Below are 14,347 nucleotides of genomic sequence, written 5' to 3' on the forward strand. Positions count from 1 at the left end.
GTGGGGAGCGATTTGATGGTCAAGGTGCCTCAAGGAATGACACTGGTAGTCGGCCTCGGCGTATCCGGGCGTGCCATCTGCCGGCACTTGGATCGTGAGGGCACTCCCTTCATGGTGGCCGATACGCGACCGGCGCCGCCCGGTGTCGACGACTTCCGTGCGACGCATCCCGGTGTCGCGATCCATTGCGGCGCGCTGACCGAGCTCGATCTCGAGGCGGTGGAGGAGGTCGTCTTGAGCCCTGGGGTCGATCCCCGTACCCCCGGGCTCGAGTGCCTGACGGGTCGCGTGCGCGAGGCGACTGGCGAGCCAGTGCTGGTCGGTGAGATTGCACTGTTCGTGCGCCGCTGCCGCTCGCCGATTGCTGCCATTACCGGCTCCAACGCCAAGTCGACCGTGACCACGCTGCTCGGTGAGATGGCGCGCGCCGCCGGCCGTCGGGTGGCGGTAGGCGGCAACCTGGGCACGCCGGCGCTGGATCTGCTGCATGATGAGCCGGACGCTGACTTCTATGTGCTTGAGCTATCGAGCTTCCAGCTCGAGATGACGCCGCGGCTAGGGGCCGAGACGGTGGCCTTTCTCAACCTGTGCGAGGACCATCTCGATCGCCACGGCGACATGCAGGGCTATCGGCTTGCCAAGCAGGGTATTTTTCGCGGCGCTCACCACGCCGTGGTCAATGCCGACGACCCCCTGAGCTGGCCACTAGAACCGATGAAACGCGTCGAGTGCTTTACCTGTCATTCGCCCGAAGAGGGGGAGTGGGGGGTCGGGCTCAATGAAGCTGGCGGTAGTGCAGCTCCCTGGCTGCTGCATGGCCAGATACCGCTGCTGCCTTGTGCCGAAGTGAAGCTCAAGGGGCGTCACAATCAGGCTAACGCCTTGGCCGCTCTTGCCATGGGGCATCGCCTGGAGTTGCCTATGGCAGCGATGCTTGACGTACTCAGGCGCTTTCCCGGCTTGCCGCACCGTGGTGAGCTGATTGCCGAGATCGATGGCGTCGACTGGATCAACGACTCGAAGGGCACCAATGTGGGCGCTACCTTGGCGGCCATCGTCGGGCTCGGTCCCACTCTTTCCGGCAAGCTGGTACTGCTCGCCGGTGGGATGGGCAAGGGGGCGGATTTCACGCCACTGGCAGCGCCGCTTGCCGAGCATGCGAGGGCCGTACTGACCTTCGGGGTGGATGGCGAGCGTCTGGCGCGCGCTCTACGTGGGAGGGTGAGCGTCCATGAGGTCGAGGATATGATGTCGGCCATGGCGCAGGCGAAGACTCTTGCCGAACCGGGCGACTGTGTGCTGCTGTCGCCGGCCTGTGCCAGTCTCGATCAATTTTCCAGCTACCAGGAGCGCGGCGAAGTATTCCGTCGCTGGGTTCAGCAACAGCAGGGCCGGGAGAGGGCATGAAACTTCAACGCTGGCGTGAGCGCCTGTCCACTGCGGATCAGCCTTTCGATGGCTGGTTGCTGCTGGCGGCGCTGACGCTGTTGCTGGTGGGATGGGTGATGGTGACCTCGGCTTCCACCGAGGTGGCCTCCGGCCTTACCGGAAACCCCTACTATTTCAGTATCCGCCACGGCATCTTCGTGATCATGGCACTTATCATTGGTGCGCTGGTGACGCGTGTCCCGCTGTTGTGGTGGAAGGTCAATGGCCCCTTGTTACTGCTGGTCGGCATCGTACTGCTGATTCTGGTGCTATTGGTGGGTCGCGAAATCAATGGCAGTCGTCGCTGGCTGTCGGTTCCTGGCATCCCGTTCAATCTGCAGGCATCGGAAGTTGCCAAGTTGTGTCTCATTGCCTACATGGCCGGCTATCTTGAGCGCTTCCTGCCCCAGGTGCGCCGCGAGTGGGGCGCGTTCGTGCGCCCATTGCTGGTGATGGCGGTCATCGCTTTCCTGCTGATTCTCGAGCCGGACTATGGCGCCGTGGTGGTGATGACCGGCTGTGTGATGGGCATGCTGCTGTTGGCAGGCGCACCGCTGTGGCGCTTCGGTCTGATGTTGATTGGGGTGGTGGCGCTGGGGTTTTATGTAGCGATCGCCGAACCCTACCGGCTCGCGCGCCTGACCAGCTTTGCCGATCCCTGGGCGGATCAGTTCGCCAGCGGCTATCAGCTGACCCAGGCGCTGATCGCCTATGGCCGGGGACACTGGCTGGGGCTGGGGCTTGGCAACAGCGTCCAGAAACTCTTCTACCTGCCGGAGGCACATACCGATTTCGTCTTTGCGGTACTGGCCGAGGAGCTTGGCATGTTTGGGGCAATCGCTGTCATTGGCCTGTTCGCGCTGCTCGTGTGTCGGGCGCTTGCCGTGGGGCGTCGCGCAGAGCTGGCAAAGCAGCCCTTCGCCGCTTATCTCAGCTATGGCATTGCCCTGATCATCGGCTCGCAAGCCTTCATCAACATAGCGGTAAGTACCGGCATGCTACCCACCAAGGGGTTGACGCTGCCGCTGTTGAGCTACGGTGGTTCGAGCTTGGTGGTGAGTGCGATCATGGTTGCCATGCTGTTGCGAGCCGATGTCGAGACGCGCCAGGCGCTGCGCCGCTCGCGCCCCACCGCACCACGTGCGACGCCGGGCCCCGCCGTGTTCCCGACAGGAGGTCGATAGTGAATCGAGTGCAGGGGCGGCGCGTCCTGATCATGGCGGGTGGCACGGGGGGGCATGTCATCCCGGCGCTCTCCCTTGCCAAGGGGCTCGCCGAGCAGGGAGTCGAGGTGCAGTGGCTGGGCAGTCCCAGGGGGATCGAGAATCGTCTGGTACCCCAGGTCAACATTACGCTGCACTGCATCGACATCGCCGGTCTGCGCGGTAACGGAGCGTCGGGTTGGCTGATGGCGCCAATTCGGTTGGCACGTGCCATATGGCAGGCCCGGCAGGTGATCAAGCGCGTCGATCCGCAGCTGGTGGTGGGGCTAGGTGGCTTTGCCAGTGGCCCCGGTGGGCTTGCGGCCTGGATGATGCGTCGTCCGCTGGTCATCCACGAGCAGAATGCCGTGGCGGGTCTGACCAATAGAGCACTGTCGCGGCTGGCCAGGCGAGTCTATGCCGCTTTTCCGCAAGCCTTCGGTGAGCGAGCCGAAGTGGTGGGCAACCCGGTGCGCGATGAGATAGCCGTGCTGGGCGAAACACCGCGTCGTGCCGAGCAGATGCAGGAACGTCGCCTGCGGCTGCTGGTGGTGGGTGGTTCGCTCGGTGCCAAGGCACTCAACGATACCCTGCCGCTCGCCCTGGCTCGGCTCGATGTCGCGCTCCGCCCGGAGGTGAGGCACCAGGCGGGGCGCGACAAGGAGCAGGTGACGCTGGCGCTTTATCAAGCTCAGGGAGTGGAGGCCGAGGTGAGCGCCTTCATCGATGACATGGCCAGTGCCTTCGATTGGGCCGACCTGGTCGTGTGTCGTGCTGGAGCGCTGACCGTCGCCGAGCTTGCCGCGGCCGCCAAGCCGTCGCTGCTGGTCCCCTTTCCACATGCGGTGGACGATCACCAGACCGCCAACGCCCAGGCACTGGTCGAGGCCGGCGCGGCGCGCCTGATGCCCCAGCCAACGATGACCGACGAGACGCTCGCCAACTGCCTGATTGAGATACTGAACCCCGATACCCTTGCCGCCATGGCGAGCCGTGCCCGGGCCGATGCCCAGTTGGATACGGTCGCCCGCCTGGTGGCCGGCTGCATGGAGACAGGTTTTGAGTGATATTTTCCCTTCCGCACTGCCGAGCCCTGCCAATGCTGGACTCGGCATGCGGCGTATTCGCCGTATCCACTTCGTCGGTATCGGTGGCGCCGGCATGTCCGGTATTGCCGAGGTGCTGGCCAACCAGGGGTACGCCGTCAGTGGCAGTGACCTTCGCGAGTCGAGCGTGGTAAGGCACCTGCGCGGCTGCGGCATCGAGGTCGCCATCGGTCACGACGCCCGCCATGTGACGCATGCCGATGTGGTGGTGGTATCGACGGCCGTGGATAGCGAGAATCCCGAGATCCGCTGGGCCCATGAGCATCGCATACCGGTGGTGCGGCGTGCCGAGATGCTTGCCGAGCTGATGCGCTTTCGCCACGGGATCGCCGTGGCCGGTACCCACGGCAAGACCACGACCACCAGCATCACCGCAACGCTGCTGGCCGAAGGCGGGTTCGACCCGACCTTCGTGATCGGTGGAAAGCTGACCAGTGCCGGCACCAACGCACGCCTGGGCGAAGGGGACTACTTGGTCGCCGAGGCCGACGAGTCGGATGCCTCCTTTCTCCATCTGCAGCCGATGGTCTCCATCGTCACCAATATCGATGCCGATCACATGTCCACCTATGGTGGCGACTTCGAGCGTCTGAAGAGTACCTTCATCGAGTTTCTGCACAACCTGCCGTTCTATGGGCTGGCGGTGCTGTGCATCGATGACGAGCATGTACGTGGACTGCTTGGGCAGATCCATCGTCAGTTCGTCACCTACGGGTTCAGCGAGGATGCCGACTACCGTCTGGCCGACTTCGTGCAGGAGGCCGGGGAGGTACGTTTCACTGCTCACCGCCCGGATGCGCTGGCGCCGCTTGTGGTGCGGCTGGCGATGCCCGGACGTCACAATGCCCTGAACGCCATGGCAGCGATTGCCGTGGCCACCGATGCCGGTGTCAGCGACGAGGCGATCCTGCGCGGCCTGAGAGGATTTGCCGGCGTTGGTCGGCGTTTCCAAGTACATGGTCACTTCGCCACCCCCAAGGGCGATGGCGAAGTGATGTTGGTCGACGATTACGGTCACCACCCCCGTGAGGTGGAGATGGTGATCAGGGCGGTGCGTGCCGGCTGGCCCGACCGCCGTCTGGTGATGGTCTATCAGCCGCACCGCTATTCGCGTACCCGCGACCTCTATGAGGACTTCGTGCGCGTGCTCTCCGGTGTCGACATGCTGCTGCTGCTGGATGTCTACAGTGCGGGTGAGGCGCCGATCGCCGGTGCCGAAGGGCGTACGCTGGCGGGCTCCATCCGGCAGCGCGGCAAGATCGATCCGCTGTTCGTGGAAGCCAAGGCCGAACTGCCGGCTCTGCTCTCCAGCGTATTGCGCCCCGGCGATATCCTGATTACCCAGGGGGCGGGGGACGTTGGCAGCATCGCCCTGCGCCTGGCCGACAGCCACTTGCGCCTTGATGAGGTAGTGCTATGAGTCATTTCGACAGCTCATCACCCCCGCTTGCCAGGCCCGCGGGTGAGTATGGTCGCGTGGTGCTGCTTTACGGTGGCAGTTCCGCCGAGCGTGAGGTGTCGCTGGCGAGTGGTGCGGCTGTACTGGCGGCTCTTCAGCGAAGCGGCCTCGACGTGCACGGCTACGATCTGGCCGAGGGTGGCCTGGCCGGGCTTGAGGCGCTGGCGCCGGATCGTGTGTTCATCGCCATGCATGGGCGGGGCGGGGAGGATGGCACGCTGCAGGGGGCACTTGAGCTGTTGGGCGTTCCTTATACTGGCAGTGGCGTGCTGGCCTCCTCGCTGGGTATGGACAAGCAGCGTACCAAACTGCTGTGGCAGGCGATGGGGCTGCCGACACCCGAGAGCGTGACCCTCGATGCCCAGGCGGACTGGGCGGCCGTGTGCGATGAGTTGGGCTTGCCGCTGATCGTCAAGCCCGTGCATGAAGGCTCGACCCTCGGCATCAGTATCGTCGATAGTCGCGAAGCACTTGAGGCTGCCTATCACGAGGCAGCGCGCTTCGATGCTCAGGTCATGGCCGAGCGCTTCATCGAGGGCCCGGAGTATACCGTGTCGCTGCTCGACGGCTGCGTATTGCCGCCGATCCGGGTGGAAGTGCCCAGCGGCTTTTACGATTACGAGGCGAAATACCACTCCAACGAAACCCTCTACCATCTTCCCAGCGGGCTCTCCGAGCAGGACGAAACGGCGCTAGGTGAGCTCTGTCAACGCGCCTTCGAGGCGATCGGTGGCGAGGGGTGGGGGCGTGTCGATGTGATGCGCGATGCACAAGGACGCTTCTGGCTGCTTGAAGTGAATACCTCGCCAGGCATGACGGACCATAGCCTGGTGCCGCAATCCGCCGCCTATGCCGGGCTCGATTTCGATGCGCTGGTACTGCGCATTCTCGACACCACCCTGGAGCGCTGAACGGCATGAGCGGCAAGCGTGGCTCTCTGGTTGGCCTGATTCTGTTCGTGGTGTTGATGGGGGCAGGAGGCAAGGCGCTCTGGCTGTGGCTGGACCGACCCATCGAGCGGGTATCGATCAGTGGCGAGTTCACATACGTGAGTGCGGCCTACCTTCGCGAAGAGCTCTCTCCGCTGATTCAGGGGCAGACCTGGCTCTCCGTCGACCTGGGCGATCTGCGCCAGCGTGCACGCGAGATCAGTTGGCTCTCCGAAGTCACGGTATCGCGGGAGTGGCCCAATTCGCTCTCCTTCGAATTGGCCGAACAGATTCCGGCGGCGCGCTGGAACGACGAATTCCTGATCAATCCGGATGGAGAGCCCTTTGCCATCGGGCCGGTAACGATGCCCGAAGGCTTGGCGGATCTGGCGGGGCCGGCGGGCAGCGGTCCCGAAGTGCTGGCTTATTTCGACCATCTCTCCCGGCGTCTTTCGACGCTTGGCCTGGATATCACGCAGCTCAGGCTCGAGGCCCGCGGCGCCTGGCGTTTACAATTGAACGATGGCGCTTGGGTCATGCTGGGACGCAATGATCGTGAGGCACGTTTATCGCGCTTGAGCGCTGCCTGGCAACGTCAATTGGGTGCGCAGGCATCCTATATACGCTACATCGATTTGCGTTATCCGAATGGAGTGGCCGTTGCCTGGCATGGCGAAACGGATGCCGGCGAATCGGAGGAGCCGGAAAATACCTGACAACGTTAATTGCTGATTATCACAAATGGCATGCGAGGGGTATTTCTTTTGGTTAAAAAGGCCCGTATTCTTTGTGCTGTTTTAGGCTTGTCCTCCCGAACAAGCAAAGTAGTTCCTATAAGTGGGCCAAGTTTCTTATCTCGCCCTTATAAAGGACTCTCAAATACGGATAAGATTGAGGAGTGATCCCGACCCATGGCAGTACAATCCAACGCTTCCAATATGGTAGTCGGGCTGGATATCGGAACATCCAAGGTCGTGGCGATCGTTGGGCAGGCTACCGATGATGGTGGAATAGAAATTGCCGGTATCGGTTCACACCCTTCGCGTGGCATGAAAAAAGGTGTCGTCATCAATATCGAGTCCACCGTGCAGTCAATTCAGCGCGCCGTGGAAGAAGCCGAATTGATGGCGGGTTGCGATATTCATTCGGTCTATGTCGGCATCGCCGGCAGCCATATCAGCTCTATGAACTCCGATGGCGTAGTTGCTATAAAAGAGCGTGAAGTGACGCCATCGGATATCGATCGAGTCATCGACTCTGCTCGTGCTCGTGCCATTTCCGAAGGGCAACGGGTGCTGCATGTATTGCCGCAGGAGTTCGCCATCGACAAGCAGGAGGGGATTCGTGAGCCCTTGGGCATGTCGGGCGTTCGACTGGAGGCGCGCGTACACCTGGTCACGGCAGCGCTCAATGCTGTACAAAATATAGAGAAATGCGTACGTCGTTGCGGGCTCGAAGTGGATGCCATCATTCTTGAGCAGCTCGCCTCGAGCCACGCCGTACTGACCGAAGACGAGCGCGAGCTCGGCGTATGCATGGTCGATATCGGTGGTGGCACGACGGACATTGCCGTGTTCACCGAGGGGGCAATCCGCCATACGGCGGTGATACCGATTGCCGGCGACCAGGTCACCAACGATATCGCCATGGCATTACGTACGCCGACCCAGTACGCTGAGGAGATCAAGGTCAAGTATGCCTGCGCCCTGACGCAACTAGCGTCGAGCGATGAAATGATCAAGGTGCCCAGTGTCGGCGAGCGTCCCGCTCGCGATCTGTCACGACAGTCGCTGGCCGAGGTGGTGGAGCCGCGCTACGAGGAGCTTTTCACACTGATTCGCGAGGAGCTGCGTCGTAGCGGCTATGAGGATCTGGTCGCTGCCGGGGTCGTGCTGACCGGTGGCACCTCGCGGATGGAGGGTGTGGTCGAGCTGGCTGAGGAAATTTTTCACATGCCGGTACGTATCGCCAGCCCGCAAAACGTCAGGGGGCTAGCCGACGTGGTGCGTAACCCGATTTATTCTACGGGGGTCGGTTTGCTACATTACGGTATGCGTGACGCCAGGAACAGTCATGGCCTCCAGGGACCTGGGCGAGTAGTGTTGCCCCCGCCCAGAAAGGAGGACATCTCCCGGCGCAGCTTCAAGGACGGTTTTCCGGCACTGGACAAGATCAAGGGCTGGTTCAAAGGAAATTTCTGACACGGGCCGCATGCGGTCCAGGAGATGGGGCTTATGTTCGAACTGGTAGATAACGCACCCTCAAGCAGTGCCATCATCAAGGTGATCGGTGTCGGCGGCGGCGGCGGCAACGCGGTCAACCACATGGTCGAGAGCAAGATCGAGGGCGTGGAATTCATCTGCGCCAATACCGATGCTCAGGCGCTCAAGCGGGTGTCCGCCAAGACCGTCCTACAGCTGGGCGGCGAGATCACCAAGGGATTGGGGGCGGGTGCCAATCCTGAAGTGGGTCGCCAGGCGGCAATGGAAGATCGCGATCGCATTGCCGAGCTGATCGAGGGGGCCGACATGGTCTTCATCACCGCTGGCATGGGCGGGGGCACCGGCACGGGTGGTGCGCCGGTAGTGGCTCAGATCGCCAAGGAGCTGGGTATCCTGACCGTGGCCGTGGTCACGCGTCCGTTCCCCTTCGAAGGGCCCAAGCGCATGCGGGCGGCCGAAGAGGGGATGAAGGAGCTCTCGCAGTACGTCGACTCTCTGATCACCATTCCCAATGAGAAGCTGCTTGCCGTGCTTGGCAAGAACGCCAGCTTGTTGACTGCCTTCAGTGCCGCCAATGACGTATTGCTGGGTGCGGTGCAGGGGATTGCCGAGCTGATCACCAGCCCGGGCATCATCAACGTCGACTTTGCCGACGTGCGTACCGTGATGTCCGAAATGGGCATGGCGATGATGGGCACTGGCGGCGCCACGGGCGAGAACCGCGCTCGTGAGGCGGCCGAGAAAGCGATTCGCAGCCCGCTGCTGGAAGACATCGATCTTCACGGCGCCCGCGGTATTCTCGTTAACATCACTGCCGGTCCGGACCTCTCCATCGGAGAGTTCAACGATGTGGGGGCTACCGTCCAAGAGTTCGCATCGCAAGATGCCACCATCGTGGTGGGAACTTCCATCGATATGGAGATGTCCGACGAACTGCGCGTCACCGTGGTTGCCGCTGGCCTTCAGGGGCGCCAGGAGAAAGCCGCACCGCGCGAAACGGCGGCGGTTCGACCCGAGTCGACGGATTATCGCAAGCTGCAACAGCAGCCCGCAGTGATTCGTCAGCAGGCATCCAAAGCGGAGCAGGAGTCGGCTGCCAAGGCGCGCGCCGACAAGCGCAAGTCTCAAGAGCTTGACGATTATCTCGATATCCCCGCGTTCCTGCGCCGACAGGCCGATTAGGCTTGCTATTGTCAGAAGTAAGTAGCCGGGGATTTTTTTTGTTAAAGCGCGAGTTCACTGTTATAGTGAACAGTGTTTGATAACTAATGACGGCCTGGCTACTGCCCATGATTAGACAACGTACTCTCAAGAACACGATCCGTGCCACAGGTGTAGGCCTGCACTCTGGCGAGAAGGTCTATCTGACGCTTCGCCCGGCACCGGTCAATACTGGCATCATGTTCGTGCGTACCGACCTGGAGCCGCAGGTGACGATTGCCGCTCGCGCCGAGAATGTGACGGACACCATGATGTGTACGGCGCTCTCTCAGAATGGCGCCAAGGTGGCGACGGTCGAGCACCTCATGTCCGCCTTCGCGGGGCTGGGCATTGACAATGCGTTTGTCGACGTCAGCGCTCCTGAAGTGCCGATCATGGATGGTAGTGCCAGCCCTTTCGTCTTCTTGATCCAGTCGGCGGGCATCGATGAACAGGAAGCCGCCAAGAAGTTCATTCGCATCAAGCGCGAAATCGTGGTGCGTGAGGGTGACAAGGAGGCGATGTTCCTCCCTCACAATGGCTTCAAGGTTTCCTTTGCGATCGACTTCGATCATCCTGTCAGTGAGCTTCGTCAGCAAATGACGGTAGTCGACTTTTCCACTACTTCCTTCGTCAAGGAGGTGTCGCGGGCGCGTACCTTCGGCTTCATGCGCGACTTGGAGCTTCTTCGTTCTCAGAATCGGGCATTGGGCGGCAGTCTCGACAATGCCATCGTGGTGGACGACTACCGTATCCTCAACGAGGGCGGGCTTCGCTACGACGATGAGTTCGTCAAGCACAAGGTACTTGATGCCATTGGCGATCTCTACCAGCTCGGCTACAGCTTGATCGGCGAATTCCGTGGTATCAAATCCGGTCATGCGCTCAACAATCAATTGTGTCGCGCAATGTTAGCCCAGCCAGAGTGCTTCGAAATTGTGACCTTCGAGGACGAAGCGCAGCGCTCGCCGATCTCCTACGCTGCACCGGCCATGGCGTAAGCCCGGCGATCACTCAAGCCGTCAAACATTGACGCCGTCTCCTCCGCGAGACGGCGTTTCTCGTTCAGGGCATGAACACTGCAGGATGCCGTTACTGCTGGCGCTGGGCGTGTGCGGCGAGACGCTGCAGGGCCTGCTTGAGGCGCGGGTTCTCGGTGTCGTCGGCGCAGAGTGAAATCTCGTCGGCGGCACTTGGCGACAGTTGGCGTGTCTGGCGCGGTAGGGCCTTGTGCGGACGAATTGGCCTCACCTTTAGCGTGAATCCCAGTACCGCCTCGAATTCGGGCAGACGGCGCAGCAGGGTCAGCAGCCGTGGCTGTTCGTAGCGCAGCCAGGTGAGCCAGACCGCGCGGTCGGTGATCAGGGTCAGCTTGCCTTGGCGGTATCCACCGACAAAGACATGCGGGCGCACCTCTTCAGGTAGGTGGTAACGCAACTCCTGCTGGGCATGATCGATGAGACTGGCCATGCGCATCAACCCGCCCAACTCGCCGTTACCGGAAAGCAGTCGGGTCACGGGCTGGGCGCGGAAACGCTTAACCTTTATACTCATGGGCTTGCACTTTGATCAATTGACGGTAGCGCGCAATCTATCATGCCCCGGAGTTCACCAACAGCATGAGCCAAGCAGGCCCGGAGTCGATGCTCACCCCCCATGGTGCTGGCGTTCAAGCGTCCCGCCACCGCGTGCGCGCACGCTGGTGGCTGGCGGGGCTGCTGGTGGGTTGCCTGTTGCCGGCAGGGCTTGCTCAGAGCGACGCCGTGCGCCTGGTCAACCGGGTGGTCCAGATCTGCTGGCTGGTACCCGAGACGATTCGTGCCGAGAGTCGACGCCTGGCGCGGCGCTGCCGCTGGCAGCCCCGACGTCGCCATGGCGCGGATCATAGGCGACGCCTGATCCGCATTGCTAGTCCCCCGCCGTCTTTCTGTGCCGGCCTCGATGTGCTGACGCGACGTGGCCCTCCCGCCATCCTACGCAATTTCGCCTAGCCGCCCATCGGGCGCCGGTTAGTCGTGTTCGCGACTCTCCGCTTCGTTTTGGCAACAGCACATAGTGGACTTTTCATGATCAATTCTCTGTTACGCAAGGTGGTCGGTTCCAAGAACGACCGCGAAGTCAAACGCCTGAGCAAGCCGGTCACGCAGATCAACGAGCTCGAGCCGCGCTTCGAGGCCCTCGACGATGCGGCGCTTAAGGCCGTTACTGGTGAGTTTCGCGAACGTATCGCTGGCGGCGAGACGCTGGACAAGCTATTGCCGGAAGCCTTTGCCGTGGTGCGCGAGGCGAGCAAGCGCGTCATGGGCATGCGCCATTTCGATGTACAGATGATCGGCGGCATCGCCCTGCATCGTGGTCGTATCGCCGAGATGAAGACCGGCGAGGGCAAGACGCTGGTCGCCACGCTCGCGGTATATCTCAATGCCCTGCCCGGCAAGGGCGTACACGTGGTCACCGTCAATGATTACCTGGCGACCCGCGACGCCGAGTGGATGCGCCCGCTCTACGAGTTCCTCGGATTGTCGGTGGGTACCATCTACGCCGGCCAGGATAGCGGCCAGAAGCGCCAGGCCTACGCCTGCGACATCACCTACGGCACCAACAACGAATTCGGCTTCGACTATCTGCGCGACAACATGGCCTTCTCGCTGGAGGACAAGGTTCAGCGCAAGCTCAACTACGCCATCATCGATGAGGTCGACTCGATCCTGATCGATGAGGCGCGCACGCCGCTGATCATTTCGGGACCGGTGGAAGAGAACACCGAGATGTACAAGGTGGTCGACCGCCTGGCTCAGCAAGTGGTCAAGTGCAGCGATCCGGAGGATCCGGCCAGTGGCGACTTCCTGCTCGACGAGAAACAGAAGCAGGTCGAGTTGACCGAAGAGGGGCACCACAAGGTCGAGGCACTGATGCGTGCCGAAGGCCTGCTGGGTGAAGAGGATTCCCTGTACGCCGTACAGAACCTCAACCTGCTCCAGCACATGCATTCGGCGCTGCGTGCGCGCCATCTCTACCAGCGCGATGTCGACTATATCGTCAATGATGGCCAGGTGGTGATCGTCGACGAGCATACCGGGCGCAGCATGCCGGGGCGCCGCTGGTCCGAAGGATTGCACCAGGCGGTGGAGGCCAAGGAAGGGGTAACGGTGCAACGCGAGAGCCAGACGCTGGCCTCGACGACGTTCCAGAACTATTTCCGCCTTTATGACAAATTGGCCGGCATGACCGGGACTGCCGACACCGAGGCGTTCGAGTTCCGCCAGATCTATGGCCTGGACGTAATGGTGATCCCCACCAACCGTCCGTTGGGGCGTCGCGATCTCAACGACCTCGTCTACCTCTCCACCGAAGAAAAGTTCGAAGCGATCATCAAGGATGTCCAGGCCGAGACGGCGGCGGGCAGGCCGGTACTGGTCGGTACGGCTTCCATCGAGAGCTCCGAGTATCTGGCCCGCCTCATGAAAGAGGCCAACCTGACATTCAACGTGCTCAATGCCAAGCAGCACCAGAGCGAGGCGGAGATTATCGCCCAAGCTGGGCGGCCGGGGGCAATCACCATCGCCACCAACATGGCCGGCCGGGGTACCGATATCGTGCTGGGGGGTAACTGGGAAGCCGAGGTGGCCAAGCTCGAGAATCCCGACCAAGCGCAGATCGATACTGCCAAGGCGGCATGGCAGGAGCGTCACGAGGCGGTATTGGCAGCGGGCGGTCTGCATGTGATCGGCTCCGAGCGTCACGAGTCGCGGCGCATCGACAATCAGCTGCGTGGGCGCTCCGGCCGTCAGGGTGATCCGGGCTCCACCCGCTTCTTCCTGTCGCTGGAAGATAGCCTGATGCGGCTATTCGGTTCCGATCGCGTTCAACGCATGATGAAGGCGCTGGGGATCGAGCGTGGCGAGGCGATCGAGCACAAGATGGTCTCAAACGCAGTGGAGCGTGCCCAGAAGAAGGTGGAGGGCCGCAACTTCGATATCCGCAAGCAGTTGCTCGAGTACGATGACGTGGCCAACGCCCAGCGTCGCGTGATCTACGAGCAGCGCGACGAGATCCTTGGCGCCGAGGATGTCTCCGCCAACGTGCGTGGCATCCATGAAGAGGTGCTGGAGCAGGCGATCAGCGATTTCGTCCCGCCCCAGAGCCTGCCCGAGCAGTGGGATCTGGAGGGATTGCAGGCGCATCTCAAGACCGAGTTCAACCTCGAGGCTCCGCTGCTGGAGTGGGCCGAAGCGGATGAGCATTTTCACGAAGAGCAGTTGCGCGAACGGCTGCAGGCCCAGCATCGCGATGCCTATGCTGAGAAAGTGAAGAGTGTGGGCGAGGAGTTGATGCGCCGTTTCGAGAAGCAGGTCATGCTGCAGGTGCTCGATACCCGTTGGAAGGAGCATCTTCAGGCCATGGATCACCTGCGCCGGGGTATCCACCTGCGAGGTTACGCGCAGAAGAATCCCAAGCAGGAGTACAAGCGCGAATCCTTCGAGCTGTTCCAGATCTTGCTGGCCAATATCAAGGCCGATATCACGCGCATCCTCAGTCATGTCAAGGTGCGCCGTCAAGAGGAGGTCGAGGAGCTTGAACGCAAGCGCCGTGAGGCGCTCGAGCGCGAGAAGGCCGCGGCCGCCAGCCGTCATGACGAGTATGATACCTCTCCCGAAACGCCGGCCGCTGGCGAAGCCGCACCGGGGAGCGACGGAAAACCGCTGCGTCGCGAGGGGCCCAAGGTCGGACGTAACGACCCCTGTGTCTGCGGGTCGGGCAAGAAGTACAAGCAGTGCTGTGGAAAACTCAACTAGGGAGA

General features: G+C 61.9%; 12 protein-coding genes. 11 read left to right on the forward strand and 1 reads right to left on the reverse strand.

All coding sequences use genetic code 11. The features are described from left to right. Nucleotides 1-15 precede the first annotated feature (15 nt). The 9 genes from murD (at nt 16) to lpxC (ending at nt 10,547) form a co-directional block, all read left to right on the forward strand. Nucleotides 16-1,407 carry a UDP-N-acetylmuramoyl-L-alanine--D-glutamate ligase gene (murD, locus tag HJD22_RS16115; RefSeq protein ID WP_208656152.1) on the forward strand — a complete coding sequence of 464 codons (1,392 nt, stop codon included), beginning with the start codon at nt 16-18 and terminating at the stop codon, nt 1,405-1,407. After that, on the forward strand, nt 1,404-2,612 hold the full coding sequence (gene ftsW / locus HJD22_RS16120) for a putative lipid II flippase FtsW (RefSeq protein WP_208656151.1): 1,209 nt from the start codon (nt 1,404-1,406) through the stop codon (nt 2,610-2,612). The genes murD and ftsW overlap by 4 nt, the downstream gene beginning before the upstream one ends. 32 nt (nt 2,613-2,644) lie before the next feature. Further along, nucleotides 2,645-3,697, forward strand: coding sequence for an undecaprenyldiphospho-muramoylpentapeptide beta-N-acetylglucosaminyltransferase (gene murG / locus HJD22_RS16125; RefSeq protein WP_208656933.1), 1,053 nt, complete (start codon nt 2,645-2,647; stop codon nt 3,695-3,697). 46 nt (nt 3,698-3,743) lie between these two features. Next, nucleotides 3,744-5,156 (forward strand): UDP-N-acetylmuramate--L-alanine ligase, encoded by a 1,413-nt coding sequence (gene murC / locus HJD22_RS16130; RefSeq protein ID WP_248730296.1) that lies wholly within the window; start codon nt 3,744-3,746, stop codon nt 5,154-5,156. Beyond that, nucleotides 5,153-6,106 (forward strand): D-alanine--D-alanine ligase, encoded by a 954-nt coding sequence (locus HJD22_RS16135; protein WP_208656149.1) that lies wholly within the window; start codon nt 5,153-5,155, stop codon nt 6,104-6,106. Before murC ends, HJD22_RS16135 begins: the two co-directional genes overlap by 4 nt. A gap of 5 nt (nt 6,107-6,111) precedes the next feature. Then, entirely contained in the window at nt 6,112-6,840 is a 729-nt protein-coding gene (locus HJD22_RS16140) for a cell division protein FtsQ/DivIB (RefSeq protein WP_208656148.1), read from the forward strand. A gap of 195 nt (nt 6,841-7,035) precedes the next feature. Then, on the forward strand, nt 7,036-8,325 hold the full coding sequence (ftsA, locus tag HJD22_RS16145; RefSeq protein ID WP_208656147.1) for a cell division protein FtsA: 1,290 nt from the start codon (nt 7,036-7,038) through the stop codon (nt 8,323-8,325). A gap of 33 nt (nt 8,326-8,358) precedes the next feature. Then, nucleotides 8,359-9,528 carry a cell division protein FtsZ gene (gene ftsZ / locus HJD22_RS16150; protein WP_208656146.1) on the forward strand — a complete coding sequence of 390 codons (1,170 nt, stop codon included), beginning with the start codon at nt 8,359-8,361 and terminating at the stop codon, nt 9,526-9,528. Between the two features lie 107 nt (nt 9,529-9,635). Then, the gene (lpxC, locus tag HJD22_RS16155; RefSeq protein ID WP_208656145.1) at nt 9,636-10,547 is read left to right on the forward strand and encodes a UDP-3-O-acyl-N-acetylglucosamine deacetylase; all 912 of its coding nucleotides are present in this window, start codon (nt 9,636-9,638) and stop codon (nt 10,545-10,547) included. Nucleotides 10,548-10,638: 91 nt separating this feature from the next. Here the strand turns inward: lpxC and HJD22_RS16160 are convergent, their stop codons facing one another. Continuing rightward, a complete protein-coding gene (locus HJD22_RS16160; protein WP_208656144.1) occupies nt 10,639-11,100 on the reverse strand; it encodes a DUF721 domain-containing protein in 462 nt (153 codons plus the stop codon). A 65-nt stretch (nt 11,101-11,165) separates the two neighbouring features. Between HJD22_RS16160 and HJD22_RS16165 the strand changes: the two genes are divergently transcribed. Both HJD22_RS16165 and secA read left to right on the forward strand, forming a co-directional pair. After that, on the forward strand, nt 11,166-11,537 hold the full coding sequence (locus HJD22_RS16165) for a hypothetical protein (protein ID WP_248730292.1): 372 nt from the start codon (nt 11,166-11,168) through the stop codon (nt 11,535-11,537). A gap of 75 nt (nt 11,538-11,612) precedes the next feature. After that, nucleotides 11,613-14,342, forward strand: coding sequence for a preprotein translocase subunit SecA (gene secA / locus HJD22_RS16170; RefSeq protein ID WP_208656143.1), 2,730 nt, complete (start codon nt 11,613-11,615; stop codon nt 14,340-14,342). The last annotated feature ends 5 nt before the right edge of the window (nt 14,343-14,347 follow it).

This window comes from Halomonas sp. TA22, assembly GCF_013009075.1.
GTDB lineage: Bacteria > Pseudomonadota > Gammaproteobacteria > Pseudomonadales > Halomonadaceae > TA22.

What these genes read in the sequence shown, in the direction of transcription:
- murC (WP_248730296.1), top strand. Translation starts at nt 3,744, where the DNA reads ATGCGGCGTATTCGCCGTATCCACTTCGTCGGTATCGGTGGCGCCGGC.
- lpxC (WP_208656145.1), top strand. Translation starts at nt 9,636, where the DNA reads ATGATTAGACAACGTACTCTCAAGAACACGATCCGTGCCACAGGTGTA.
- ftsA (WP_208656147.1), top strand. Translation starts at nt 7,036, where the DNA reads ATGGCAGTACAATCCAACGCTTCCAATATGGTAGTCGGGCTGGATATC.
- murD (WP_208656152.1), top strand. Translation starts at nt 16, where the DNA reads ATGGTCAAGGTGCCTCAAGGAATGACACTGGTAGTCGGCCTCGGCGTA.
- HJD22_RS16160 (WP_208656144.1), bottom strand. Translation starts at nt 11,100, where the DNA reads ATGAGTATAAAGGTTAAGCGTTTCCGCGCCCAGCCCGTGACCCGACTG.
- HJD22_RS16140 (WP_208656148.1), top strand. Translation starts at nt 6,112, where the DNA reads ATGAGCGGCAAGCGTGGCTCTCTGGTTGGCCTGATTCTGTTCGTGGTG.
- secA (WP_208656143.1), top strand. Translation starts at nt 11,613, where the DNA reads ATGATCAATTCTCTGTTACGCAAGGTGGTCGGTTCCAAGAACGACCGC.
- murG (WP_208656933.1), top strand. Translation starts at nt 2,645, where the DNA reads ATGGCGGGTGGCACGGGGGGGCATGTCATCCCGGCGCTCTCCCTTGCC.
- ftsZ (WP_208656146.1), top strand. Translation starts at nt 8,359, where the DNA reads ATGTTCGAACTGGTAGATAACGCACCCTCAAGCAGTGCCATCATCAAG.
- ftsW (WP_208656151.1), top strand. Translation starts at nt 1,404, where the DNA reads ATGAAACTTCAACGCTGGCGTGAGCGCCTGTCCACTGCGGATCAGCCT.
- HJD22_RS16165 (WP_248730292.1), top strand. Translation starts at nt 11,166, where the DNA reads ATGAGCCAAGCAGGCCCGGAGTCGATGCTCACCCCCCATGGTGCTGGC.
- HJD22_RS16135 (WP_208656149.1), top strand. Translation starts at nt 5,153, where the DNA reads ATGAGTCATTTCGACAGCTCATCACCCCCGCTTGCCAGGCCCGCGGGT.